Genomic DNA, 25,416 nt, shown 5'->3' with positions numbered 1-25,416 from the left:
GGGTGGCGGCGGAGGCGCGTTGACGAACATGCTCAAGGTACGTAGGTTCCGCACCAGTTGCGTACCTTTGGTATGAAAGCGAGTTGAGCATGACAAAGAAGTCGCTCTTCGCAATCTACGGAGCCTATGGCCACACCGGACGCCTCGTGGCGTCCGAACTCCTTGCAAGAGGTGAGGAGTTACTCCTGGTCGGCCGCAACGTCGAGGCGTTACGCGCACTGGCCGATGAACTCGACGCGGGGGAGCGGGTCCGCACCCGTACCGCCTCCGTGGACGACGTCGCGGCCCTGCGCGAGGTCATGACGGCCGCCGACGTCGTCATCCACTGCGCGGGCCCCTTCGCCATCACCGGTGCCTCCGTCGCCATGGCCGCCGCTGAAGCGGGCTGCCACTACATCGACCACGCCCTCGAGCCCCACCACGTGAAAGGGGTCTTCGACACCGCGCAGGCCACAGCGCAGCGCACCGGCGCTGTCATGATCCCCGGCCTCAGCTTTTACGGGGGCCTGGGCGACCTCCTGGCGGGGGCGCTCGCGGACGGCATCGCGCGCATCGACCGGATCGACCGGATCGTCATCGCGTACGCCGTGAACGGCTGGCGTCTGACCACCGGCGCCAAGAACACCGCCACCCACCTCTTCGCCGAGACCGAACGCCTCACCTTCAGTGAAGGCGCCCTGCACGCGGGCTATGTCGAGCCCCGCAACGCGGTGTTCCCCTTCCCGCCGCCCCTGGGCCCGCGCACGATGATCGCGCCGTTCCCGTCGTGCGAGGTCGTGACGGTGCCGCGCCACGTCCCCGTCCGCAACGTGGACCTGATGCTCAGCACCAGCGCCTTCGAGGCGAAGGACGCGTTCGAGAGCGAGCACATCGGAGCGGCGGAACGGGCGGGCACCGACTTCACCATCGCCGCCCAGGCCATCTGGGAAGGCGGCGGTGTGGCAGGGCAGTTGACGGGCCACGACCTCTGGCGGGCCGGAGCGCTGGCCTCGGTGGAGGCGGCGGTACGGATCGCGGAGGGGAGAGGCCCGGCGAAGACGGGCGTCCTCGCACCCGGCGAGGCGTTCCCGGCGGAGCCGTTCCTGCGGGAGCTCGCGGGGCAGGGCGCGTTCGCGCTGACTCTGCGGCGCGGAGAAGGCGGAGAGGAGTGAGCGGGATGCCGTCGAGCAAGGAACCGGTCCTTGTCACCGGAGCCGCGGGTGGACAGCAGGGTTCCACCGGCCGCCATGTGGTGCGGCTGCTTCTCGAACGTGGTGAGGCGGTACGTGCCTTCGTGCGCACCGATGACGAACGCGCCGCCGCCCTGCGGGAGATGGGCGCGGAGGTGGTAGTCGGCGACCTGCGCGAGATCACGGACGTGCTGGCGGCGGTGCGGGGTGTGCGGCGCGCCTTCTTCACGTACCCGGTGACCGATGGCCTGCTGGAAGCGTCCGGCGCGTTCGCGGCGGCGGCCCGGCAGGAGGGGCTCGAACGGGTCGTCGAGGTGTCGCAACTGGCGGCGGCGCCGGATGCCGGGACGCCGCGGATGCGGCAGCACTGGGTGGCCGAGCAGGTCTTCGACTGGGCCGGGGTCGGAGCGGTGCACCTCCGTGCCGGGGTCTTCTTCGAGAACCTGGACTTCCTGGTACGGGCGGGCGGCGGGCGAGAGCTGGTCATGCCGCTCGGCGCGCCGGACACCGTGCTTCCGCTGATCGCGGGGGAGGACGTGGCCCGGGTGGGCGCGGGGCTCCTCGCGTCGCCGGTGCCGGAGTGCCCGGACCCCGTGGTGCTGCTGACGGGGCAGGTGCTTTCCGTGGCCGAGATCGTGGAGACGTTCGGTGGCGGCCTGAAGTACGTGGACGCGGCGCCGGAGGAGTGGCGGGAGCGGGCGATGTCCCTGTACGGGGACGCGCATGTGGTGGCGCACTTGGACAAGCTGTGGGAGCTGTTCCGTGTGATCGGGTCGCACCATGAGCTGTATCAGGTGACGGGGGCCATCGAGGGGTTCGGGGGGAGAGGGCCGGGGGTGTTGCGGGGGTTTGTGCGGGGGCGTCGGGACTGAGGTTCGCCCCCGGCGGTACCGGTACGAGGTCCGGGGGCGGAGCCCCGGTTTCGGGAAGGGGCGGGATTGGGGAATGATCGATCAAACAGCAATCCCCACCCACCCGTCGGAGGAACCGTGCAGCAGCCCCCCGTCACCGTCGTATCCGGCGGTAGCCGCGGCATAGGCGCAGCCATCTCCACCCGCCTGGCCAAGGACGGCCACCACATCGCCCTGGGCTACCACTCCGACGCGGAAGCCGCCGAAAAGGTAGCCGCAGAAGTCCGCGCGACCGGCGCCGGCGCCCGCTGCGTCACCGTCCGGATGGACACCGCAGATGAGGCGGACGTCGACCGCCTCTTCGAGACCGCCGCCGCGGAACTCGGCCCCGTCACGGGCCTTGTCAACAACGCCGGCTTCGGCGCCCCGGTGGGCCCCCTCGCCGATGCCGACCCCGCCGCCATGCGCCGCGCGCTCGACGTGAACGTACTCGGCTATCTCCTCTGCGCCCGTCGCGCGATCCGCGACATGACGCGGACCGGCGCGGGCGGCGGCATCGTGAACATCTCCTCCGCGGCTGCGACCCTCGGCGCGCCGGGCGAGTACGTCCACTACGCCGCCGCGAAGGGCGCGGTCGACACGATGACGATCGGCCTGTCGAAGGAAGTCGCGGCGCACGGCATCCGCGTGAACGCCGTCGCCCCCGGCGTGATCTGGACCGAGTTCCACGCCGACCCCGAGCGCCCGGCGAAGCTCGCCGCGGGCATCCCCCTGGGTCGCTCGGGTCAGCCCGAGGAGATCGCGGCGGCCGTCGCCTGGCTGCTCTCGGACGAGGCGTCGTACGCGACAGGCACGATCCTGCGCGTGGCGGGCGGAAGGTGAGCACACCGCGAGGCGGAAGACACGCAGGAAGGTGAGCACACCGGCACGCGCGCATGTACATGCACACGCACCCCCGGCAGTCCCTACGCTTGGCGCATGATCACCGAATCCGCCCGCATCACCCCGGACGTCGTCATGCGCCCCGCCACGCTGGAGGACGCGGACGGTCTCGCCCGCGCCTTCCTCCGTAGCCGCGCCCACCTGGAGCCGTGGGAACCCACAAGGCCCGAGGACTACTTCACCTCGCGGGCGCAGGCCGCCCGGCTCCGTGTCCAGCTGGAGGAGTGCCGGGCCGGGCGGGCGGCGCCCTGGGTGCTCGACCGCGAGGGGGACATCGTCGGCGCGGTCACCCTGACGACCATCGTCCTCGGCCCCCTGCGCAGCGGAGCCCTCGGCTACTGGATCGACGTGGACCACATCGGCCAGGGTCTCGCCACCGCCGCGGTGACGTACGCCTGCGCCGCCGCCGACACCGAGCTCGGCCTGCACCGCGTCGAGGCGGGCACGCTCCTCGACAACGTGCCCTCGCAGCGGGTCCTCACCAAGTGCGGCTTCGAGGAGTTCGGTGTCGCGCCGGAGTTCCTGCACATCAACGGCGCCTGGCGCGACCACCGGCTCTTCCAGCGGATCCTCAACGACCGCCGCCCATAGGCGATCGCCGCCTCGCCTAGACGATGTCCTCGGCGATCTCCGCCTGCTCCCGCTCCGATCCGTACGCCGACGGCGTGCTGTAGGAGCGCCGTGCCACGAACCACCACACCGTGGCGAGGATCAGCACCACGGCGAGCGCGATCGCCGCGTAGTTCATCGTCTGGGCCGTCACCGGCGAGACCTGCGGCAGGCAGAACAGGACCGTCACGAACGCCACCCAGAGCACGGCCACCCAGCCGATGGGCTTGCTCCAGCGGCCCAGGTTCCACGGGCCCGGCTGGAACCGGTCGCCCGCGCGGAGCCGCAGGAAGATCGGGATGGCGTACGCGGGCGTGATCCCGATGACGTTGATAGCGGTCACGGCGGTGTACGCGGTCGCCGAGTACAGGGACGGCAGGGCGATGGCCGCGGCCAGGCCGACCGAAAGCCACACCGCGGGCACCGGGACCTGGGTGCGGGAGCTCACCTTGCGCCATATCTTCGAGCCGGGCAGGGCGTTGTCGCGGCTGAACGCGAACACCATCCGGCTGGCCGCCGCCGTCTCCGCGTTGCCGCAGAACAGCTGCGCCACGATCACGATGAGCAGCAGCGCCGTCGCCCCTGACTCGCCGAGCGCGTCGATCATGATCTGCGCGGGCGGCACGCCGGTGTCGGTGCCCACCGTGCCCGCGTAGTCCTGGATCGCGAACGTCAGTCCGGCGAGCAGGATGAAACCGGCGATCCACGAGGCCCAGATGGCGCGCACGATGCCGCGCGCCGCGGACACCGACGCGTTGGAGGTCTCCTCCGACAGGTGCGCGGACGCGTCGTATCCGGAGAACGTGTACTGGGCGAGGAGCAGGCCGATCGCCGTGACGTAGAGCGGGTTGTCCCACCCGGTGTTGTTGACGAACTCGCCGAAGACGAACGACGGCGACTGGTGGTGGTCCGGCACGATCGCGAGGACGCCCACGATGACCGCGACACCGGCCACGTGCCACCACACGCTGATCGAGTTGAGCAGACTCACCAGACGTACGTTGAACAGGTTCAGGACGGCGTGCAGGAACAGGACGCAGAGGAAGATCAGGAAGGTCTTCTCGGGCGTCGGCGTGAAGCCGAACTGCAGGTTCAGGAACGCCCCGGTGAACAGAGCCGCTCCGTAGTCGATGCCCGCGATCGCGCCGAGCAGGCCCAGGAGGTTGAGCCAGCCCGTGTACCAGCCCCAGCGGCGCCCGCCGAGCCGGTCGGCCATGTAGTAGAGGGCACCCGACGTCGGGTACGCACTGGTGACCTCCGCGAGCGCGAGGCCCACGCAGAGCACGAACAGACCGACTCCCGCCCAGCCCCAGAGCATCACGGCCGGGCCGCCCGTGTTGAGGCCGAAGCCGTACAGGGTCATGCAACCGGACAGGATCGAGATGACGGAGAAGCTGATGGCGAAGTTGCCGAAGCCGCCCATCCGCCGTGCGAGGACCGGCTGATAGCCGAGCTCCCTGAGCCTCTGTTCCTCGTCGGGCAGCGGAGCTGAGGTCGAGGCGGGGCTCGTCCAGGTGGTGCGGGACACGGGGGTACCTCCGTCGGGGAGCGGGTGGTGCTGATTCGGAAGGCCGAGTTCGGGGGGACTCAGCCCGGATCTCGTACGGCGCTCAGACAGCGTGTACGTGCCTGCATGAACACATCGGCTGCCGCGTCAGCGTCGCCGGGGGACCGCGTCCGGTACGTCCACGGCGCCACGGTGTAGAACGGGTCGAGGACGTCGAACACCCTTACCGCGTCCTGGAATTGATGTGCTCCCCATAACGCGTGGGCCAGCTGGTTGAGGTCGAGGAGCGAGGTCGCCGCCGGGAGCGCGTGCTCGAACCACAGGTGCAGCGCGCGCAGGGCGGAGCGTGTCGCGTCCTCCCCGATCCAGTGCAGATCGAGGGCGTGTTCGCCGCCGCCGTCCTTGCGGTAACGCTCTACGCGTACGTACAGGGGAAGCAGGTGGAGCGCCGAGCCCGCGGGCGCCGAACTCGACGCCCAGTGTCCAAAGTTGACCGCTTCGGTGAGGGGGCCTCCGGGCCTGCGCGCGTACGCGAACTGAAGCATCCGGTGGTAGGCCTCGCGGTTGCCGGGGTCACGCTTGTCGGCCTCGGCGAGCAGGTGCCAGGGGCCGGGGAACAGCATCGGCTCCGGGGCGGGAACCCGGTGCTCGTCCCACCGCTGCCCCTTGTCGAGCTGGGCGAGGGCGAGCAGACAGACCCACGGCACGGGATCCTCGGGCGAGGCGTCCACCGCGGCCCCGCACGCGGCGGCCGCCTCGCGCCACAGCTCGTTGGTGTGGCGGTGTCCCGCGCGGTGGGCGCGCAGGGTCCGCTCGACCAGGACCCGGGTGTGCAGAATGACGGCCGCCGCACTGCGCGGCTCCTCGGCCTGCCACGCCCTGACCACGTCGGAACCGGCGACTGCGGCCGCCAGGATCTGCGTACGTTGCGTCCAGAGCCCCCAGTCGGGCGTCGAGTCGAGCAGATTGCGCGTCGACACCCAGCGACCCGTCTTGAGGTCCTGGAGCACGGCACGCAGCTGTTCGTCGTGGCCCGCCGGGTGGTACACGGGGCGGCCGGACGGAGTGGGCATGAATCCTCTGTGGGGGGAGGTGGGCGAAGGACTGGTGGCGTGAACTCGCCTATGAGGAGGCGATGTTGTTCGGCGGTCAGTGTAGATCTCCAACTTCCGTTTCCAGGGCGGTTCGTGGATCTTTTGAGACCGATATGTGTTCAACTCGGCGCGCCGGTTGGCTTTTTGAGTCCGAGTTACTTCGACGTCAGGGCCAAAAAGGGGTTCGAGGGGGGTTCTTGACGCTCTTGACGCCTTCCTGGCCGCTGTAGCAGGCTTCCGCGGTGATCACGAATGGCAGCGCTTCGCGCGGCGAGGCCGTACTCGCCATCGACCAGGGCACGTCCGGCACCAAGGCTCTTGTGCTGTGCCCGGAGCGCGGAGTGATCGGTTCCGGCGCCGCTCCCGTGCGCCCGCGCCACCTCCCTGGCGGCCTGGTGGAGGTCGACCCGGCCGCGCTCCTCGCCTCGGTCGTCGACGCGGGGCGCCGCGCTCTGGCCGACGCGGGGGAGCCGGTCGCCGCGGTGGGCCTCGCCAACCAGGGTGAGACGGTGCTCGCCTGGGACCCCGCGTCGGGCCGCCCGCTGACCGAAGCGATCGTGTGGCAGGACCGGCGTGCGGAGCCCTTGTGCACGGAACTCTCCCAGTACGCGGACGAGTTGAGGCATCTGACAGGCCTCCCCCTCGATCCCTACTTCGCCGCGGCCAAGATGGCGTGGATACGCCGCCATCTCACCCGGGAGGGAGTCGTCACCACCAGCGATTCCTGGCTGGTCCACCGGCTCACCGGTGCGTTCGTCACCGACGCGTCGACGGCCGGACGCACTCAGCTCCTCGACCTGGACGACGTGACGTGGTCACCGCGCGCACTGGACGTCTTCGGTCTCGCCGACGAGCGGCTGCCGCGCGTCGTCGACGCGGCGGGCCCGGTCGGCACCACGAAGGCCTTCGGCCCGGAGCTCCCGCTGACCGGCCTCCTCGTCGATCAGCAGGCCGCGCTGCTCGCCCAGAACGTGACCGAGCCGGGAACGGCCAAGTGCACTTACGGCACCGGCGCGTTCCTGCTCGCCCAGACCGGTTCCCGCCCCCGCCGTGGCGACTCCGGCCTGGTCAGTTGTGTCGCCTGGCGGTTCGCCGGGGAGAGCAGCTACTGCCTCGACGGGCAGGTCTACACGGCGGCCTCCGCCGTCCGCTGGCTGACGGACCTCGGGGTGATCGAGGGGGCGGCCGACCTCGACGGGGTGGGCTCGGCTGTGCCGGACGCGGGCGGCGTCACGTTCGTCCCCGCGCTCGCCGGGCTCGCGGCGCCCTGGTGGCGCGGTGACCTGCGCGGCTCGATCACGGGACTCGGCCTGGACACGGCCCCCGGACATCTCGTCCGCGCCCTGTGCGAGGGCATCGCCGCCCAGGTCGCCTCGCTCGCCGACGCGGTCGCCGCCGACCTCGGCGAACCCCTGACGAGCCTGCGCGTCGACGGCGGCCTGACCCGGTCGGCCCTGCTCATGCAGACCCAGGCCGACCTGCTCCAACTCCCCGTAGAAGTCTCGGCGTTGCCCGATGTCACCGCTCTCGGCGTGGGCGTCGCCGCACGTCTGGGCCTCGATTCGAAGCTCACGGTGAGGAAAGCGGTCCCGCGATGGCGCCCCGCCACGGTCTACGAGCCGAAGATCGACGCCACGCAGGCCGCCGAGCGGCTCGGCGTCTTCCGTGCGGAGATCACCGCGCTCCTCGACCGCGCGCCCGCGCCGTCGTCATGACGGTCACCACCAAGGGCCCGCTGCCGTCCGATCCGTACGCCGAGCCCTACGACGTGACCGTCGTCGGTGCAGGAGTAGTCGGCTCGGCCATCGCCCGCGAACTGGCCGGATACCCCGGCATCCGCGTCGCCCTGGTGGAAGCGTCCGGCGACGTCGGTGACGGCACGTCCAAGGCCAACACCGCGATCCTGCACACCGGTTTCGACGCCGTTCCCGGCTCCCTGGAATCCCGCCTGGTGCGCGAGGGGCAGCGCCTGCTCGCCGCGTACGCCGCCGAGTCCGGGATCCCCGTCGAGCCGGTCGGAGCGCTGCTGGTGGCGTGGGACGAGGTCCAACTGGCCGTGCTTCCCGAGCTGTTGAAGAAGGCCGAACGCAATGGCTACGACGAGGCCCGGATCATCGGTGCCGAAGAGGTGCGATCCCGCGAACCGCACCTGGGAGGCGGCGTATTGGGGGCGCTCGACGTCCCGGGGGAGTCCATCATCTGCCCCTGGACGACGATACTCGCGTACGCCACCCAAGCCGTACGCGCAGGTGTCGATGTGCACCTCAACGCGAGGGTGGGGAAGGTGAGTTCACCGTCCCCGAGCGGCCTCCACGAACTGGCCACGCCCCGTGGCGCCGTACGCACCCGCTACCTCATCAACGCCGCCGGTCTGCACGCCGACGCGCTCGACCGCGGGCTGCTGGGGCGCGGCGACTTCACGGTGACACCGCGCCGCGGCCAGCTCATCGTCTTCGACAAGCTCGCCCGCGACCTGGTCAGCCACATTCTCCTGCCGGTTCCGACGGCGCTCGGAAAGGGGGTCCTGGTGGCGCCGACCGTGTACGGGAACGTCCTTCTGGGCCCCACCGCCGAGGAGTTGGACGACAAGGAAGCGACGGGAACGACGGAGGACGGCCTTGCCGGACTGCGCGCCAAGGGGCGGCGGATCCTGCCGTCCCTGCTCGACGAGGAGATCACCGCGGTCTATGCCGGACTGCGTGCGGCCACTGAGCACGACGACTACCAGATCCACTCCTCTCCGGAGCGGCGCTACCTCACCGTCGGCGGCATCCGGTCCACGGGTCTGACCGCGTCGATGGCGATCGCGGAGTACGTCGTGGGGCTGCTCGGCGAGTCGGGAGCCGACCTCGACCTGGCGACACGAAGGGAGTTGGACCCCATCCACATGCCGAACATCGGAGAGTCCTTCCCCCGCCCCTACCAGCGCGCCGACCTCATCGCGACCGATCCCGCGTACGGCAGCATCGTCTGCCACTGCGAGCGAGTGACGCGCGGGGAGATCAGGGACGCCCTCATCAGCACGATCCCGCCCGGCTCGCTCGACGGCCTGCGGCGGCGCACTCGGGCGCGGGGCGGGCGCTGTCAGGGGTTCTACTGCGGGGCCGCGGTGCGTGAACTCTTCGAGGGCTGGGGCGAGTTGGGGGCGGCGCGGTGAGGCGTCAGCGAGGTGTGGACGTACTCGTGATCGGCGGCGGCCCGGCGGGACTCGCCGCGGCTGCGGACCTCGCGGCTTCGGGCGTGGGCGAGGTGGAGGTACTGGAGCGCGAGGCGCGGGCGGGCGGGGTGCCCCGCCACTGTCACCACGGAGGGTTCGGGCGGTTCGGGGTGTCGGGGCCGCAGTACGCGGAACGCCTCGTCGAGGCCGCGCTCGGCGCCGGAGCGGCGCTGCGGACCGGGGTGAGCGCCACCGGATGGGCGGGGCCGCTCTCCCTGGACACGACGGGGCCGCACGGCCTGGAACGGATCACCGCGCGTGCCGTCATCCTCGCCACGGGTGCGCGGGAGAGGCCACGTGCGGCGCGGCTCGTGCCGGGGACGCGACCGGCGGGGGTGTTCACCACAGGGGAGTTGCAGCAGGCGGTCCACGTCCACCGGCAGGAGATCGGCACGCGGGCGGTCGTCGTGGGGGCGGAGCCGGTGAGCTACGCGGCGCTGTCCACCCTGCGGCACGCGGGCGTGACGGTCGCCGCGCTCGTCACGGAGGAGGCGCGGGCGCAGGTGGGGTGGGCGCGGGCCGCGGGTATGCGGCTCGGGGTGCCTCGGGTGCCGCTGGTGACGGGGGCGGTGGTGGCCGAACTCCTGGGCCGTGGGCGGTTGTCGGGGGTGCGGCTGAGGCGCGGTGACGGGCGGGAGAGTGTGCTCGCCTGCGACACGGTGGTGTTCACCGGGGACTTCGTTCCCGACCACGAGCTGGCGCGACGCGGGGGCGTACCGCTCGACCCCGGGACGCGGGGACCGGCGGTGGACGGCTCCTTCCGCACCGCTTCGCCGGGGGTCTTCGCGGCGGGGAGCGCGGTGCACGCGGTGGAACCCGCGCGGGTGGCCGCGGGGGAGGGGGTACGAGTCGCCGGTGCCGTGCGGAGCCTTCTGGGCGGCGCGGGGTGGCCGACCGATGGCCCGCCGATCGAGGTCGTGGCCCCCCTGCGGTGGGTGACACCGAACCGCCTCGTGCCCGGTGCCGGTGCTCCGGGGGACCGCTTTGTCCTGCGGACGGCGGAGGTCTTGGTCTGCCCGGTGCTGATGGTCACGCAGGACGGGCGATGCCTGTTCCGCGGGCGGGTGCGGCGGAGGGTGCTGCCGGGGCAGGGGGTGCGTCTCCCGGGGGGTTGGGTCGGCGGGGTGAATGCGGGTGGTGGAGCGGTGCGGGTAGGGGTCGGCTAGGGCTTTGCCTTTCCCCTTTCCCTTTGGGCTGAAACAGCCCGTCCGGCGTTTGAGGACGAACTCGGCGAAGCCGGTGATTTCCGGTGCGCACGAGCCGGCGGAGCCGGAATTTCGGGAAGGGGCGGGACCGGGGGGAATGACCGCCCTTCCCCCCAGCGCAACCTCCCCGTACACTCCAAAACTAGCAGTGCTAATTTAAGTCAGCCGTCAGCGACCACCCCGCAGACGACGACCGCAAACGATCCGGAGCCGTATCGTGCGCCCAGTCCACTTCGCCGCAGCCCGCCGCACCCCCATCGGCAAACTCCGCGGCACCCTCTCCACCGTCCGCCCGGACGACCTCGCCGCCACCGTCGTACGAGGCCTCCTCGCCGGCACGCCCCAGCTGGACCCCGCCAGGATCGACGACATCTACTGGGGCGCCGCCAACCAGGCGGGCGAGGACAACCGCAACGTGGCCCGCATGGCCGCCCTGCTCGCCGGGCTCCCGGAATCCGTGCCCGGCGCCACCGTGAACCGGCTCTGCGCCTCCGGCATGGAGGCCGTCACCGCCGCCGCCCGCACCATCGCGGCCGGCGAGGCCGACATCGTCCTCGCCGGCGGCTCCGAGTCGATGAGCCGCGCCCCCTTCGTCCTGCCCCGGCCCGACGAGGCGTTGCCCCACAAGATGGAGACCGCAGACACCCGCCTCGGGTGGCGCCTGGTCAACCCGGCCATGAAGGACCTGCACGGAGTCCTCGCCATGGGCGAGACCGCCGAAGAAGTGGCCGAGCGCTACAACATCTCCCGCGAGCGTCAGGACACCTTCGCGCTCCGCAGCCACCAACGCGCCGCCGAGGCCCGCAAGAACGGCCACTTCGACGACGAGATCCTCCCCGTCACGAGGCCCGACGGCACTCTGGTCGATCTCGACGAATGCATCCGTGAGGACACCTCGTACGAGAAGCTGAGCAGCCTGCGCCCCGTCTTCCGCAAGGGGGGCACCGTCACCGCGGGCAACGCGTCGCCGATGAACGACGGCGCGGCGGGACTCCTGCTGGTCAGCGAGGAGGCCCTCAACGACCTGGGCCTCGAATCCCTCGGGCGGTACGTCGCAGGCGCCTCCGCCGGTGTGCACCCGGACGTCATGGGCATCGGGCCCGTGCCCGCCACCCAGAAGGCGCTCAGCCGCGTCGGCTGGTCCATCGGCGACCTCCAGGAGGCCGAGTTCAACGAGGCGTTCGCGGCCCAGGCCCTCGCCTGCGTGGACGCCCTCGGCATCGACCCGGAGCTCGTCAACCCGACCGGCGGCGCCATCGCCATCGGCCACCCCCTGGGCGGCTCGGGCGCCCGCATCCTGACCACGCTGCTGCACCGGATGCGTCGTACCGGAGCCGCTCGCGGTCTCGCCACGATGTGCGTGGGCGTCGGCCAGGGCAGCGCGCTGCTCGTCGAGCGCGCCTGACCCCGCCTGACCGCCTGGCCCCGCCTCACCACCCACGCCGCACGGAACGCACGGAACGCACGGAACGAAACGGAGCACCACCCATGGCCACGCTGTCCCTCGCCGCGATCCTCGCCGAGCCCGCCCGTCGCAGGCCGGACCGCACGGCCCTCGTCGAGGGTGAACTGCGGTTCTCCTTCGGCGAGTTGTGGGGGCAGGTCCGCGCGCAGGCCGCGGCGCTCGTGGGGCTCGGGGTCGGGCCGGGGGACAGGGTAGCCCTCCTTGCGCCCAACACCGCCGAGTTCCCGCGCGCCTACTACGCGATCCTCGCCGCGGGCGGCGTCGTCGTCCCCGTACACCTCCTCCTCTCCGCCGAAGAGGTCGAGCACGTCCTGCGGGACAGCGGCGCATCCCTGTTGCTCTGCCACCCCGCACAGGTCGGCACGGGCAAGGCCGCCGCTGCCGCCACCGGCGTACGTATGGTGACCCTCGGCGGGGACGGCGAGTTGGAGACCCTGACGGGCGCGGCCGAGCCGCTCCCCACCTACCTCACCCGCGACGCCGACGACCCGGCCGTCGTCTTCTACACCAGCGGCACCACCGGCGTCCCCAAGGGCGCCGTGCTCAGCCACCTCAACCTGGTGATGAACGCGACGATCTGCGCCTTCGACGCCCACGATGTACGCCACGACGACATCGCGCTCGGTGCGCTCCCCCTCTTCCACGCGTTCGGCCAGACGGTCTCCATGAACGCGACCTGGCGCGCGGGCGCGACGCTCGTCCTGCTGCCGCGCTTCGACGCCGCGCGGGCCATCGAGCTGATGGCGGTGGAAGGCGTGAACACCTTCCACGGGGTGCCGACGATGTACGTGAACCTCGTGGCCGCCGCGGCCACGGCCCGCGAGCTGCCCGCGCTGCGGCTCGCGATCTCCGGCGGCGCCTCGCTGCCCGTCGCCGTACTCGAACGCTTCGAGGAAGCCTTCGGCGTGCCGGTCTACGAGGGCTACGGGCTCTCCGAGACCTCACCCACCGCCGCCGTGAACCAGCCCGTCTTCGGCACCAGGGCGGGCAGCATCGGCCACCCGCTGTGGGGTGTGGACGTGGAGATCGCCCGCGCCGACGTCGAGGGGCGCATCGAACTGCTGCCGACGGGCGAGCTCGGTGAGGTCGTGATCCGCGGCCACAACGTCTTCTCCGGATACCTGGGGCGCCCGGAAGCGACAGCCGAGGCCGTCGTCGACGGCTGGTTCCGCACGGGGGACCTCGGTACCAAGGACGCCGACGGGTTCCTGGCCATCGTGGACCGCAAGAAGGACGTCATCATCCGTGGCGGTTTCAACGTCTACCCGCGCGAGGTCGAGGAGGTGCTCATGCGCCACCCGGACATCGTGCACGTGGCCGTGATCGGCCTGCCCGACGAGGTGCACGGCGAGGAGATCTGCGCCGTCGTCGTCACCGCGCCCGGTTCCACTCCCGACACTGCTCAGATCACGGCGTGGTCGAAGGAGCACCTGGGACGTCACAAGTACCCGCGGCGCGTGGAGTTCACGGACGAGCTGCCGCTCGGCCCCAGCATGAAGATCCTCAAGCGGGAGCTGCGCGCCACGTACAGCGGCACGTAGGTACCGCCCTGCCGTCCCAGGATGTGGCCGCCCCTGACGGCGCGGAGATAGCTGGGTCTAGCATCTGTCTCCGGCATGGACATATCTATCTGGGGTTTCGCCGCGCTCGCAGCGGCCGCGGTGCTCGTCGGCTTCTCGAAGACCGCCGTCAGCGGGGCCAACACGGTCAGCCTCGCCGTCTTCGCGGCGGTACTCCCGGCCCGCGAGTCGACCGGCGTCCTGCTGCCCATCCTCATAGCGGGCGACGTACTGGCGGTCCTCACCTACCGCAGACACGCCCACTGGCCCACCCTGTGGCGGCTGTTCCCCGCCGTCGCGGGCGGAGTGGTGGGGGGCACGGTGTTCCTGATGTGGGCGGACGACGCCATCGTCCGTACGTCGATCGGGGCGATCCTGCTGATGATGGCGGCGGTCACGCTGTGGCGCCGCAGGGCCCCGGCGGACGAGGCAGCAGAGGCAGACGGGACAGACGAAGCAGACGAAGCAGCCGAGGCAGACGAGGCAGCCGAGGCGGCAGAGGCGGCAGAGGCGGAACCCTCGCGCGGCTCCCGGCTGAAGGCGCCCTCGTACGGCGTACTCGGCGGCTTCACCACCATGGTCGCAAACGCGGGCGGCCCGGTCATGTCGATGTATCTACTCTCCGCGGGTTTCCGGAAGCTCAGCTTCCTGGGGACGTCGGCGTGGTTCTTCCTCATCGTCAATACCTCCAAAGTGCCGTTCAGCGTGGGCCTCGGCCTGATCGACGCCCACTCGCTGCTGCTCGACGCGGCGCTCGTGCTCTTCGTCGTCCCGGGCGCCGTCATCGGCAAGGCGGCGGTGCACCGGATCAATCAGCGGCTCTTCGAGCAACTGGTGATCGGAGCTACTGTCCTCGGCGGACTCCAACTTCTGCTGCGCTGAGGGAGCGGGCGGCGGATGGGCGGTCGCACAGCGCCACGTAACCTCGTCGCCATGCATGTGCTCGTCCTGGGCGGAACTACCGAAGCCCGCCGACTCGCCGCCGAACTCGCCGCCCGCCCCGGCATCCGCGTGACGACCTCGCTCGCGGGGCGCGTAGCCCGTCCCGCAGCGCTCGAAGGGGACGTACGCATCGGGGGATTCGGCGGCGTCGACGGTCTGGCGGCCTGGCTGCGCGACCAGCACGCGGACGCCGTCGTCGACGCCACGCACCCCTTCGCCGCCACCATCAGCGACCACGCGGTCCGTGCGGCAGCGGCCACCGGCATCCCGGCCGTCATGCTGCGCAGGCCGGGCTGGGAGCCGGTGCCGGGCGACCGCTGGCACGACGCCGACTCACTCGCCGCTGCCGCGGCGCTGCTGCCCGCGCTCGGACGCCGGGTCTTCCTGACTACGGGGCGCCTGGGCCTAGCCACTTTCGCGGACACGGATGCGGGCACGGACACGGATGCGGGCACGGACACGGATACGGACACGGATACGGACACGGACACGGATACGGGCACGGACCTGGCAGACCTGCACTTCCTCGTACGCTCTGTGGACCCCCCCGAGCCGCCGCTGCCCCGCCACACCGAGATCCTCCTCGACCGCGGTCCCTACACCGTCGAAGGCGAGACGGCGCTGCTGCGGGAGCACCGCATCGACGTCCTGGTGACCAAGGACAGCGGTGGCGAGGCCACGGCGGCCAAACTCACCGCGGCCCGCGCGCTGTCGGTACCAGTGGTGATCGTCCGCCGTCCGCGCCCGCCGGAGGGTGCGACGGTGCTGCCCGACACGGCGAGCGTGCTGGCACACCTGGACCTCGGCCCAAGACCGGCCTAGGTGGTTCCTGACGTGACGGGCCGCCTCGTGTCGGCGGGGACAAGCCCATGCTGCAGGTCCTCCACGAGCAGCCGCTTCGCGATCGTGTCGACCGCCTTGATGAGGTCCTGGTCGGCAGGGCGTCCGCTGTCCTTCCGCACCTGCTCGCCCAGCCACGTGGCCCACGCCTTGCCGATCACATCGGCCTCGCGGGCGCCCGCCGGGGTGTGCGAGAAGAGCATGCCGGAGTGGGTGAGGTAGCCCTCCTCGACCATGCGGTCGAAGACAGGCACCAGTACCTCGGGCGGCAGATGGCGCCGGGCGGCGATCAGAGTCAGATTGGCGTGGCCGACCATCCGGTCGAAGAGCGAAACCTGCATCACGGCCCAGGCGCCCGCGATGTCGAGGCGCGAGTCGGATTCGCTGACGACCCGGCGGGCGGTGTCGGGACCGGTCTTGCGGATGATGTTCCCGACCGCCAGTTCGAGCACCTGGGCGGGGCTGCCGCTCGACGTGGGTGACGCGAAACCCTCGCCCATGTCCGCGGAGCTCATCCGCGCGCTGTCCCGCAGCTGGACCTGCTTGAGGAAGAGGGCCACCACGAACCCGAGGAGGGCGACAGGCACCGTCCACAGGAAGACGGTGTGCAGCGAGTCGGCGTACGCCTTGATGATGGGCGCGGCCACCTCCTTGGGCAGGTCGTGCAACCCCTGCGGGCTCTGCGCCGCCTTGGCCACCACGGCGGGATCAGCGGCCCCCGCCTTGGCCGCGGCGGCGACACCGTCCGCCAGGTTCGGCTTCAGGGTGTTCGCGTAAATCGTCCCGAAAACGGCGGTGCCGAAGGAGCTGCCGAGCGTACGGAAGAAGGTGACTCCGGAGGTCGCGGTGCCCAGGTCCGAGTAGACGACGGTGTTCTGCACGGCGATCGTCAGGACCTGCATACAGAGCCCGATACCGGCACCGAGAACGAACATGTACAAGGACTCGAGCCAGGTGCTTGTCTCGCTCCCCATGAGAGAGAGCAGATAGAGCCCGAGCGCCATCACCAGAGCACCCACGATGGGGAAGATCCGATATTTTCCGGTCTTGCTCACCACATTGCCGCTGAAGACCGACGCGATGAGCAGCCCGATCACCATCGGCAGCGTCCGCACGCCCGAGATGGTGGCCGAGTCCCCATCTACGTACTGCAGATAGGTCGGCAGGAACGTCATGGCGCCGAGCATCGCGAAGCCCACGATGAAGCTGAGGATCGAGCAGACGGTGAAGACGGGATTGGCGAAAAGGCGCATGGGCAGCATGGGTTCGGCGGCCCGAGTCTCGACCACGCAGAACAGCGCGAGCGAGATGGCACCGCCCACGAACAGCGCGATGATCGTGCCCGATCCCCACGCGTACTGATTGCCGCCCCAACTGGTCGCCAGAATCAGCGCGCTGGCGCCGATCGCGACGAACGCGATGCCGAGATAGTCGATGACGGGCCGCACCGCCGACTTCACGACGGGAATCGTGCGGGCCGCGGCGATGACCACGACGATCGCGATGGGTACGTTGACGTAGAAGGCCCAGCGCCAGGTCAGATGGTCGGTGAAGAGCCCGCCGAGGAGCGGCCCGATGACGGTGGCGACGCCGAACACGGCACCGATCGCACCCTGGTACTTCCCGCGCTCGCGCAACGGGATGACATCGGCGATCAAAGCCATCGACGTCACCATCAGCCCGCCCGCGCCGATGCCCTGGAGGGCGCGCCAGGCGATGAGCAGCGTCATGTTCGTCGACAGACCGCACAGGAACGAGCCGGTGATGAAGACGATCGCCGAGACCTGGAAGACGACCTTCCGCCCGAAGAGATCACCGAACTTCCCGACGAGCACCGTGGCGACGGTCTCCGCGAGCAGATACGACGTCACGACCCACGACATGTGCTCGGCGCCGCCCAGATCCGCCACGATCGTGGGCAGGGCGGTGCCCACGATGGTCTGGTCGAGTGCGGCGAGCAGCATTCCCAGCATGATCGTCACGAAGACGATGTTGCGGCGGCGCTTGTCCAGGACGGGCGGCCCCTGGGCAGGGGCCTCGGCGGCGGGGGCGGCGGTGGTGGTCACACGGCCACCCTCACACCGGGTGTGTGCCTGTGCATGTGGGGCCGGTCCGGTCCGGTGACGGTTCCGCGGGCGGCGGCCCGACAGGCTGTGCCCGCCTACTCACCCCCTCACCCCCTCACCCACTCACCCCCCATCCCCCACCCCCTCAGTCCAGATTGCGACGCAGCAGATAGGTATCCATGATCCACCCCTTGCGCTCGCGGGCCTCGGCGCGGAGGGCTTCGATGCGGGGAGCGGCTTCGTCGAGGGGCCCGGAGACGAGAATCTCATCGGCGGTCCCGATGTAGGCCCCCCAGTAGATGTACATGTCGCCCTCTTCCTCTCCCTGGTACCGCCGGAAGGCCTGATGGGCATCGAGCATCACCACGACGTCATCGACACCATCAGGAAAACCACCGTCGGCGAGGCGACGCCCGGTGGTGATCTGCACGGGCCGCGCGACGCGGTTCAGGCCGGTGCGGTGCCTGGCGGCGAGCGAGGAGACACTGCTGATACCCGGCACGACGTCGTACGAGAAGGTCACGGCGCCCCGGCCGAGCACCTCCTCCAGAATCCCGAGTGTGCTGTCGTAGAGGGCGGGATCCCCCCACACCAGGAACGCGCCGCTCTCGTCCTCACCCAGCTCATCGGCGACGAGCCGCTCATAGATATCCGCACGACGGCTGCGCCAGTCCCCGACGGCGGGGGAGTAGTCCACGCCGCCCGCCTTCCGGTCACGCGCGGGATCCCGCGCCTCGACAAGCCGGTACGCGCCGTCCGCGCGATGCTCCCCGAGGAGATCACGCCGCAGCTGGACGAGGTCGTCCTTCTCCCCGCCCTTGTCGAGGATGAAGAACACGTCGGTGCTCTTCAGGGCTTTGACGGCTTGCAGGGTCAACTGGTCGGGGTCGCCCGCGCCGATACCGATGACATGAATCTTTCGCACGCCGAGAGTCTGCCGTATGGGGGTGCGGGAGATGGGGGTGGGTCGGCCACGGTGGGGCTACCACTGTCGGCTGATGGCGAGGGCGTCACGCGCTGCCGGTTCCGCGCAACCGAGGCGCACGCGCGGCGGCGTCCACTGGCGCCCCGCCCCCCTCCCTTCCGTCATCCGAGCCATTCTCACCACCCCTCTCATCCCCGCCACCCCTCTCATCCTCATCCAGGAACTCCGCCAACTCCCGCGCCCACACCACAAGTCCATCCACATCGATCCCGTAGGGCCGCTCCCCCCACTTCCCCGAGCTGACCGCGCCCGCACCGCGGAGCAGCAGCCGCGCCCCGCCCGTGAGGTTGCCCCGGGCCGCGTGGGTGAGCCCAACAGCCATCTGTGCGAGCCCCTTCCACAGGTCGCGCTCGTCATCGGGGCCCGACTTCCACGCGTCCTCGAAGACCTCGTGAGCATGGAAGGGCCGCCCCGCGTCGAGCAGGGCCTGCGCCTGAGCGACCGTCTCCTCGGGCTTGCGCGTGACTCCCTCGGGCTGCCGCTCCACCCCTTCAGCGCCGTACGGCAAGGGCCGCCCGAGCCCATCACGCGGCCGCGCGTTGCGGGCCCGTCCCTCGGCATCACGGTCACGGCCACGGTCATCGGGGCGAGGTGCGGTGCTCATACGGAGATTGTCCCTCGCCAAACGTCCAACGGGGGGCGAGGACCACCCCCGGACGTGGGGTAAAGTTCTGTCTGCGCGATCACGCAGAACACCGCGGGACACGCGCACCGGGACGTGGCGCAGCTTGGTAGCGCACTTGACTGGGGGTCAAGGGGTCGCAGGTTCAAATCCTGTCGTCCCGACGGAAACGTCGCAGGTAGGGGCCATCTTCGGATGGCCCCTACTTCGTGTTTGGGAGCGATTTTGGGAGCGGGGAGCCGCTCCCTGTGCTCCCTGGGAGCGGGAGTTTGGGAGCGACGTCAACCGGTGGTCGACGGCGGGTCACCCGATCCGGTCGCTCCCACGGAGAATCTGCGCTGCGTGACGCGGCGCGGGTGTCAAGGGGTTTCACCCTTCGCCCCCTTGTCCGAATATTGGTCAAGGGGCTGCGCTCCCACTCGACCCCTTGACGGCTTTTGCCGACCCCTTGTCTGGGCGGGCTCCGTGTCTTGGTGCGCACGGCATCCAGAGGTTGAACGCTGTAGCGAGATGCTGTGCAGGTCGTAGGCGGGGAGGGGCTGGGGGCGACTGCTCCTGTGGGTCCCCTTGCCGGGGCGCGAGTGGACGTTGGCGTCTGTAGGGCGCTGTACGGAGACTCTGGTGGTAGGCGCGCTTCCGGGCTGCTTCGTGACGGTGGATCTGGCGGTCACGTGTGATGTTGCGCCTGCTGAAGACCTCATTGCGTGCGCCTGGCCTGGATTCGCGTGAGCTGCGCACGGGGGGAATGCAACCCTGAATGTTCGGTGGCGGAGCTGGATCCCCGCTCTGTTGTAGAGCGCCGACGGTGCGGGTGCGAGGAGCACTGCTTGTCTTTGGACGGTGTGTTCGATGTCAAGGCGCCGCCCCTGCTGTTGCGGGAAGCTCCGGCGGGAGCTTTCGTGGGTTTCGTCAGGTGAGGGAGGCGTCCCTAGCCGATCGGTGAGGCCACCGGCCTGAGACCGCAGCATGTCGCCGGTGCGGCGCTCGCCTATTACGCCGCTCACCTGCGGCGACGGCTTCTTGAGCGGTACAGGACCAGGCTCGTTGGAAGCGGCCCGGAGTATCCTCTCCGCCTTGGTGATCTCGTGTGATGTACAGGGCGGAGTGAGTTACAGCTTGGACTCGTTCCCCTTAGCTGGTCTGGGCACAGGCATGCTCGGGTCATGGGGAGACGCGACGGGGTGCGAAGTGGAACGGCCGGGGGTGTCTGTTCAACGGTTGTCTAGCTGTTCTCGTGCTGCTTCTTGTGTGCGTCATCGGACTGTGGATCTGGGCGGCCACAGCGGATGACCGCGCCGAGGGAGAGGCCCGCACTGATATACGCAATGGTGCTGAGACTCGGCGGGAAAAGCTCGTTGGGGCGGCGGCCGACGGTGTGCTGGACGACAGCGAGATCGCTCGGGCTTTCCCTCAGGAAAGCCAGCTCAGGGACTGGTCAGGATCGAGCGGCACGGTCCTGATGTCATAGTGACGGCAGAGCTACTGGGCGTCGGACCGGGAGTCTTCCTCACCAGCGAGACATTTATGACGGGGTGCTTCACCTTCACCGTCACACCGGGCGGGCGCGGCCATCGGAGGCCTGAGGTCACCATCAGGGAACTCGCCGTAGAGAACGAGCCGCAGTCCGCGTGTAGAACGGCAGGAGTGCCGCCCCCCAGCGTCTTCCCAAGCCGCTGACTGAGGGATGCGGCTGGGGCGACCAGCCGAAGCGCTGACCCGGCAAACCACTGTGAGCAGCAACGATCTATGCCGAGGGAACTCTCAGGAGAAGAGCTACACCCTGTCGAGATCAGCCTGCCGAAGGCTGGCAGTGAGGAGTGGAAGCCTTGAATCAGAACCAGCCGCAGAAGTCGCGATCTGATGGAGTGTCGGTCTCGTATGAGAGGGACGGCACGCGCGTGGTGTCACGGCTGTTGCCGGCAAACGAGAACGGGGAGCGCCATGAGCTGGTGCATCGGTTTCCCGACGCCATCGAGCACTTCTACGCACCACGCCCCCTGAACGAGGACGTACCCCTCTTCGCCGGCAGGCTGGAGTTCACCCACGAGTCGAACGCCGTCTACGACGCCCAGGTCACCTACCGTTGGTCACCGCGACCGCGGATCGAAGCGGAAGGCACACGCCCGGCCGCGAGTGGGGACGTCGCAGCTTTCATGGCCTCTGAGCAGTCCGCTGGCATGTGGGGGACCCTCCCCGGCGTCCTGATCGACCTTGAGGATGGGACCATTCCGCCCCCGGCGGAGCACACCGCTCGCCCGGACGCTGATGTCGCAACCGAACAAGCAGTCGACCAGGAACTTGGTGACGGGAGTCAGCTAGATGAGATCACCTGTGTAGTGCCCAACCTCTGGCCGACCGTCCGAGGCACCGGTATCTGTGACTCTCGCGATCTTGGCCACACCTGACACGGGAGGACGACGGCTGAGGGCGACGGATGGAGAGTGGAATTCGACAGAACCCGCAGCGCTCCCCGTGCCGTTTTCAAGCAACTGCAAAGGGGAGGGGGGCATCTGTTCACGCACACAGCCCGTCTGACCCGCATCGATGGCTCGTCTTTCAGCTCGATGGAGGCCTTGGATGCGCTCGACCGTATCCGGCTTGGGCTGGGACTGGCGCTCGGACGCCGTACGGGCTGTGTCCTGCCGGTCGGGTCCTTTGGCGGTAAGCCTGTCTGGACGCTGTGGCGGGGCCAGCGCGTCGATCGATACCGCAGCACCTCGAGCCACTGGTTGGACGACACGGTCGACTCAACCCAGTTGTCTGAGATCGTCGGTAAGACGCTCGACGTCACCCAGGACGCCACGGCCCGCGAGGCGCTGTCTCAGGCGATCGGCTACTACGTCGCCGGTCTGGGAGACGTCGACGTGGAGCTGCAGGCAAACATGGCTGTTTCGGGCATGCAGCTGCTGTCCCACTACCGCTTCGTGACGGCCGGCCCCTATACCTCCAAGGAGTGGGATGACCTCAAGCCCCGTCAGGGCCCCACCGAGTGGGAGATCAGGCAGCTCTTGTCTGGCATTGGCATCACCACCCCAGTGCCTGGCCACTTTGCCCATCTCGCCGCGGTTCAGCAGCGGCTTGCCGCCAACGGGGCGCAATTCGATGGGCTGGGAACCGTGGTCAAGATGCGCAACGTCGCTACTCACCCGACCAAGGATCAGCCAGCGTCGTACTCGGCGCAGGAGTGGGCCGAGGCCGGTCTCCTTGCCTGCTACTGGTTTGGTTTGAGCCTCCTCGACTTCATCCACTACAAGGGGAAGATCGCTGCGATTTTGCAACCACGGCCGCGCTACGGCGGCGAGTTGCGCGATGGACCATGGAGTTCCACGGTCCAGGCCGGGACGTGGCAGGCCGGTGACGCTGCCGATGCCTGATCAACAGATCTGGCTGCGGGGCCCACTGCCCTGCCAGCCGGGCCCAGTTGCGGTGGGACTACAGCGAGCGCCGGAGCAGGCCTTCCTGCCCAAGTGCGACAAGGCTGGATGAGCCACTGCCTTGCGGGAGGAACTTCGGGTTGCGCACCATAGTGTCCCGGCTGAGGCAGGAGAGTGGGTGCTCCGATGCGATCACGCGCAGCGCGGGCGAGAAGGTTGGGGGAGCATCTCCGTCATGTCGATGTCGATGCTGGTATTAGGCGGTTCTCATTTCCTGGGCCTGCAGGTCGCTGAGCAGGCTCGTGATCACGGTTGGCAGGTGTCCGTGTTCAATCGAGGCAAGACCGGATCCAACCCCGACGGGGTCCGCGGGGTGGTGGGGGACCGCATGAACGATAGCGATCTTGCCCGTTTGGTCGAGCTCGGTGCGTGGGATGCGGTGGTGGACACGTCGGGGATGAACGCCGAGGCTGTGGAGTCGGCGACGGCCGCGCTGGCTCCGGTGGTGGGCCGCTACGTGTACGTGTCGACCGTTTCGGTCTATGCCGACTGGCCGCTTCACCCGCTGCGCGAAGAGTTGCCCACCCTCACAGAGGCGGCGCCGGCCCACGGCATGCCCCCTGATGTGAACGTCTCCTACGGGCGGGACAAAGCTGCCTGCGAACAGGCAGCCCGTACCCATCTCGACAAGCGGCTGACCATCCTGCGACCCGGCGTGATCCTGGGCCCTGGTGAATACGTAGGCCGTTTGCCCTGGTGGCTGGCCCGTACAGCTCGCGGGGGCCAAATCCTGGCCCCCGGCTGTCCGGACCAGGCCCTTCAGCCGGTGGATGTACGGGACTTGGCGGTGTTCGCATGCCGCCGGGCTGAAACCGCCACGGGCGGCGAGGTGTTTAACATCGCCGCCCCGCAGGATGCCGCCACGATGGGCGGCTTCCTGGCCGACTGCCTGAGCGCCACTGAGCCGGCGCGTGCAGAGCTGACGTGGGTCAACAGTTCGTTCCTCGTGGAGCATGAGGTCCGGCAGTGGACCGAACTACCCTTGTGGCGTACGCATTCCGGTACCTGGCAGGTCGATGCCGGCCGGGCCCGTGAGGCCGGTCTGCTGTGCCGGCCGTTGGAGCAGACGGTGGCGGATACGTGGTCGTGGATGCAGGCGGGCAACAAGGCTGTCTACAACGACCGTGCGGCCCTGCACGGCATCGACCCTGCCAAGGAACAGGCCGTACTCGCCGCGTGGGCCACACGGCGGGAACGGCCCTAAGCGGCTCGGGGGAGGTTGGCTGCTGGTTGGGTAGGCGTCCTGTGGGAGGGACGCTATGTCGAACATCCTCCGCGTCGAGTTGGCTGTCGATCAGCGTCGCGAGTTGCGTGGACTGCTGGCTCGGCGGGATCTGACCCGCTACACCCGGCAGCGGGCGGAGTGCATCCGCCTGCTCGACCGCGGCAAGACCGCCCCCGAGGTCGCCGACCTGCTGGAGTGCAACGTGGTTACGGTCCGCGCGGCGGCCCACCGCCTCCACGACGGCGGGGTCAAGGCACTGCCGGATGCCCCACGCCCGGGGCGTCCGGCCAGGGTGCTCGGCGACGACAACCGCGCCGCGCTGGCACGGCTGCTGGACGTCTCCGCCGCGGGAGGGACCACCTGGACCGTCCCGGCACTGCGCGACTGGCTGCGCGAACAGCGCGGAGTAGAGATCTCCGCTGACTGGCTATGGAAGCTGCTGCGCCGTGACGGCTTCCGCTGGAAACGCACCCGCGACACGGTGCGGCACCAGGCCGACCCCGTCCTCCAGCAAGCGGCCCGGGCCCGGTTGGAGGACTTACGGATGGAGGCGCACGCGGGCGAGCGCGACCTGATCTTCCTGGACGAGTCCGGCTTCGCCCCGACCATGCCCACCGGGTACACCTACTCGCGCGTCGGGCAGCGGGCGCTGGTACCCCGCGAGGACACCAAGAACCGCCGGGTCAACGTGCTCGGCGCCCAGATCGTGGGCACCATGCCGGACCTTCTCTGGCAGCCCACCTGCGGGAAGATCGACGCCGGGATGCTGCTGGAGTTCGTCTGCGCGGACCTGGCCGGCCTGCCCGGTGGGGCCGCAGCCCTGGAGCTGGCCGCCGACGGCCTCGATGGACAGCTGCCCGTCTGGGCACGCTCGCGGCCGTGCACCGTGGTGCTGGACAACGCCTCAGCGCACACGGCCAAGGCGTTCAAGGGTCGCCGCGGGCAGCTGACCAAGATCGGGGTGGAACTGTTCTACCTGCCACCGCGCAGCCCGGAGTTGAACGACATCGAGTTGGTCTGGCGCCAGGCGAAGTACCAGGATTGCCCGCAACGCGCCCAGACCAGCACCGACGCCATCGGCAAGACCGTCGACCAGGCCATGAACCGTCAACACGACCGGATCCGACAGTCAGCAACGAACCTCATCCAAGCCACTTAGTCGCGCTTGGGCCAGATCGGGCCCTGGTCGGTCCAGATCACGCCCTTGTTGCGGCACAGGCAGAAGGGGTGGCCGATCGGGTCGGTGTAGATCTGCCAGCCGTAGCCGTTGGGGCCGATGAAGTCCTGCCTCAGCGTCGCGCCGAGGTCGAGGACGCGGCGCTGCTCGGACTCGATCTCGTCCACTTCGAAGTCGAGGTGGAACTGCTTGGGGTGCTCGCTGTCGGGCCACTGCGGAGCGCGGTAGTCGCCCACCCGGATGAATGCCAGCTCGATCTCACCGAACTGGATGCCAGCCCAGTCCTCGGAGCTGCCTTCCTTGATCGGACGGCCCGTCACCTCGGAGTAGAAAGCCGCCAGCTTCATCGTGTCCGGGCAGTCGATAATGAAATCGGTGAGTCGCAGCATCCTGCGATCTTGCCACAGGCTCACACCCGACTTTGTGACAGGCCATAAGCAGCTCCGCTGAGGTGCGGGAACAAAGAGTTCCTGGGGGCTTCGCCCTCAGACCCCGTTCGCCTGGGGC

21 protein-coding genes and 1 tRNA gene are annotated in these 25,416 nt (G+C 69.6%); 16 read left to right on the top strand and 6 right to left on the bottom strand.

All coding sequences use genetic code 11. From position 1 onward, the window contains the following. The first annotated feature begins 89 nt into the window (after nucleotides 1-89). The 4 genes from ACGFSB_RS22165 (at nucleotide 90) to ACGFSB_RS22150 (ending at nucleotide 3,553) form a co-directional block, all read left to right on the top strand. A complete protein-coding gene (locus ACGFSB_RS22165) occupies nucleotides 90-1,151 on the top strand; it encodes a saccharopine dehydrogenase NADP-binding domain-containing protein (RefSeq protein ID WP_393401831.1) in 1,062 nt (353 codons plus the stop codon). A gap of 5 nt (nucleotides 1,152-1,156) precedes the next feature. Continuing rightward, nucleotides 1,157-2,041 carry an NAD(P)H-binding protein gene (locus ACGFSB_RS22160; protein WP_393401829.1) on the top strand — a complete coding sequence of 295 codons (885 nt, stop codon included), beginning with the start codon at nucleotides 1,157-1,159 and terminating at the stop codon, nucleotides 2,039-2,041. A 117-nt stretch (nucleotides 2,042-2,158) separates the two neighbouring features. Continuing rightward, a complete protein-coding gene (locus tag ACGFSB_RS22155; protein WP_393401827.1) occupies nucleotides 2,159-2,902 on the top strand; it encodes an SDR family oxidoreductase in 744 nt (247 codons plus the stop codon). 96 nt (nucleotides 2,903-2,998) lie between these two features. After that, nucleotides 2,999-3,553: a GNAT family N-acetyltransferase gene (locus ACGFSB_RS22150; protein ID WP_393401825.1), complete on the top strand. Its 555-nt coding sequence runs from the start codon at nucleotides 2,999-3,001 to the stop codon at nucleotides 3,551-3,553. 16 nt (nucleotides 3,554-3,569) lie between these two features. On the opposite strand, the gene ACGFSB_RS22145 is transcribed toward ACGFSB_RS22150, so the two are convergent. Together ACGFSB_RS22145 and ACGFSB_RS22140 are read right to left on the bottom strand one after the other, a co-directional pair. Then, a complete protein-coding gene (locus tag ACGFSB_RS22145) occupies nucleotides 3,570-5,099 on the bottom strand; it encodes an amino acid permease (protein ID WP_393401823.1) in 1,530 nt (509 codons plus the stop codon). Nucleotides 5,100-5,158: 59 nt separating this feature from the next. After that, a complete protein-coding gene (locus ACGFSB_RS22140) occupies nucleotides 5,159-6,151 on the bottom strand; it encodes a hypothetical protein (protein WP_393401821.1) in 993 nt (330 codons plus the stop codon). 263 nt (nucleotides 6,152-6,414) lie between these two features. On the opposite strand from ACGFSB_RS22140, the gene ACGFSB_RS22135 reads away from it, so the two are divergent. The 7 genes from ACGFSB_RS22135 to ACGFSB_RS22105 all read left to right on the top strand — a co-directional run bounded on the left by ACGFSB_RS22135 (nucleotide 6,415) and on the right by ACGFSB_RS22105 (nucleotide 15,382). Beyond that, nucleotides 6,415-7,887 (top strand): FGGY family carbohydrate kinase, encoded by a 1,473-nt coding sequence (locus ACGFSB_RS22135; RefSeq protein ID WP_393401818.1) that lies wholly within the window; start codon nucleotides 6,415-6,417, stop codon nucleotides 7,885-7,887. Then, entirely contained in the window at nucleotides 7,884-9,329 is a 1,446-nt protein-coding gene (locus ACGFSB_RS22130) for an FAD-dependent oxidoreductase (RefSeq protein ID WP_393401816.1), read from the top strand. Before ACGFSB_RS22135 ends, ACGFSB_RS22130 begins: the two co-directional genes overlap by 4 nt. 14 nt (nucleotides 9,330-9,343) lie before the next feature. Then, complete coding sequence (locus ACGFSB_RS22125) at nucleotides 9,344-10,555, top strand: FAD-dependent oxidoreductase (protein ID WP_393401813.1); 1,212 nt, start codon at nucleotides 9,344-9,346, stop codon at nucleotides 10,553-10,555. A 256-nt stretch (nucleotides 10,556-10,811) separates the two neighbouring features. Then, a complete protein-coding gene (locus tag ACGFSB_RS22120) occupies nucleotides 10,812-11,999 on the top strand; it encodes a thiolase family protein (protein WP_393401810.1) in 1,188 nt (395 codons plus the stop codon). Nucleotides 12,000-12,082: 83 nt separating this feature from the next. Then, complete coding sequence (locus ACGFSB_RS22115) at nucleotides 12,083-13,600, top strand: long-chain fatty acid--CoA ligase (protein ID WP_393401807.1); 1,518 nt, start codon at nucleotides 12,083-12,085, stop codon at nucleotides 13,598-13,600. Nucleotides 13,601-13,675: 75 nt separating this feature from the next. Beyond that, the gene (locus ACGFSB_RS22110; protein ID WP_393401805.1) at nucleotides 13,676-14,500 is read left to right on the top strand and encodes a sulfite exporter TauE/SafE family protein; all 825 of its coding nucleotides are present in this window, start codon (nucleotides 13,676-13,678) and stop codon (nucleotides 14,498-14,500) included. A gap of 51 nt (nucleotides 14,501-14,551) precedes the next feature. Next, a complete protein-coding gene (locus ACGFSB_RS22105; protein ID WP_393401802.1) occupies nucleotides 14,552-15,382 on the top strand; it encodes a precorrin-6A/cobalt-precorrin-6A reductase in 831 nt (276 codons plus the stop codon). Here the strand turns inward: ACGFSB_RS22105 and ACGFSB_RS22100 are convergent. From ACGFSB_RS22100 to ACGFSB_RS22090, 3 genes are all read right to left on the bottom strand, one after another. After that, complete coding sequence (locus tag ACGFSB_RS22100) at nucleotides 15,379-17,466, bottom strand: MDR family MFS transporter (RefSeq protein WP_393401799.1); 2,088 nt, start codon at nucleotides 17,464-17,466, stop codon at nucleotides 15,379-15,381. The two genes, ACGFSB_RS22105 and ACGFSB_RS22100, sit on opposite strands and share 4 nt — an antisense overlap. 145 nt (nucleotides 17,467-17,611) lie before the next feature. Further along, on the bottom strand, nucleotides 17,612-18,391 hold the full coding sequence (gene cobF, locus ACGFSB_RS22095; RefSeq protein WP_393401797.1) for a precorrin-6A synthase (deacetylating): 780 nt from the start codon (nucleotides 18,389-18,391) through the stop codon (nucleotides 17,612-17,614). A gap of 85 nt (nucleotides 18,392-18,476) precedes the next feature. Continuing rightward, a complete protein-coding gene (locus ACGFSB_RS22090) occupies nucleotides 18,477-19,055 on the bottom strand; it encodes a DUF309 domain-containing protein (protein ID WP_393401795.1) in 579 nt (192 codons plus the stop codon). A 108-nt stretch (nucleotides 19,056-19,163) separates the two neighbouring features. Here ACGFSB_RS22090 and ACGFSB_RS22085 point away from each other — a divergent pair. The 5 genes from ACGFSB_RS22085 to ACGFSB_RS22065 all read left to right on the top strand — a co-directional run bounded on the left by ACGFSB_RS22085 (nucleotide 19,164) and on the right by ACGFSB_RS22065 (nucleotide 24,891). Further along, a tRNA-Pro gene (locus tag ACGFSB_RS22085) sits at nucleotides 19,164-19,237 on the top strand. Nucleotides 19,238-20,899: 1,662 nt separating this feature from the next. Then, complete coding sequence (locus ACGFSB_RS22080; protein WP_393401792.1) at nucleotides 20,900-21,478, top strand: hypothetical protein; 579 nt, start codon at nucleotides 20,900-20,902, stop codon at nucleotides 21,476-21,478. 36 nt (nucleotides 21,479-21,514) lie between these two features. Next, complete coding sequence (locus ACGFSB_RS22075; RefSeq protein WP_393401790.1) at nucleotides 21,515-22,447, top strand: hypothetical protein; 933 nt, start codon at nucleotides 21,515-21,517, stop codon at nucleotides 22,445-22,447. A gap of 235 nt (nucleotides 22,448-22,682) precedes the next feature. Continuing rightward, nucleotides 22,683-23,711, top strand: a complete 1,029-nt coding sequence (locus tag ACGFSB_RS22070; RefSeq protein WP_393401788.1) for an NAD-dependent epimerase/dehydratase family protein — start codon at nucleotides 22,683-22,685, stop codon at nucleotides 23,709-23,711. A gap of 55 nt (nucleotides 23,712-23,766) precedes the next feature. Continuing rightward, nucleotides 23,767-24,891: an IS630 family transposase gene (locus ACGFSB_RS22065; RefSeq protein WP_393401786.1), complete on the top strand. Its 1,125-nt coding sequence runs from the start codon at nucleotides 23,767-23,769 to the stop codon at nucleotides 24,889-24,891. Here the strand turns inward: ACGFSB_RS22065 and ACGFSB_RS22060 are convergent. Next, complete coding sequence (locus ACGFSB_RS22060) at nucleotides 24,888-25,298, bottom strand: VOC family protein (RefSeq protein WP_393401783.1); 411 nt, start codon at nucleotides 25,296-25,298, stop codon at nucleotides 24,888-24,890. The genes ACGFSB_RS22065 and ACGFSB_RS22060 overlap by 4 nt on opposite strands. Between the last annotated feature and the right edge of the window lie 118 nt (nucleotides 25,299-25,416).

This window comes from Streptomyces sp. NPDC048441, from assembly GCF_043200235.1.
Lineage (GTDB): Bacteria > Actinomycetota > Actinomycetes > Streptomycetales > Streptomycetaceae > Streptomyces.
Note: the sequence above shows the minus strand (reverse complement) of the source record. Positions and strands in the feature narration are given on the sequence as shown.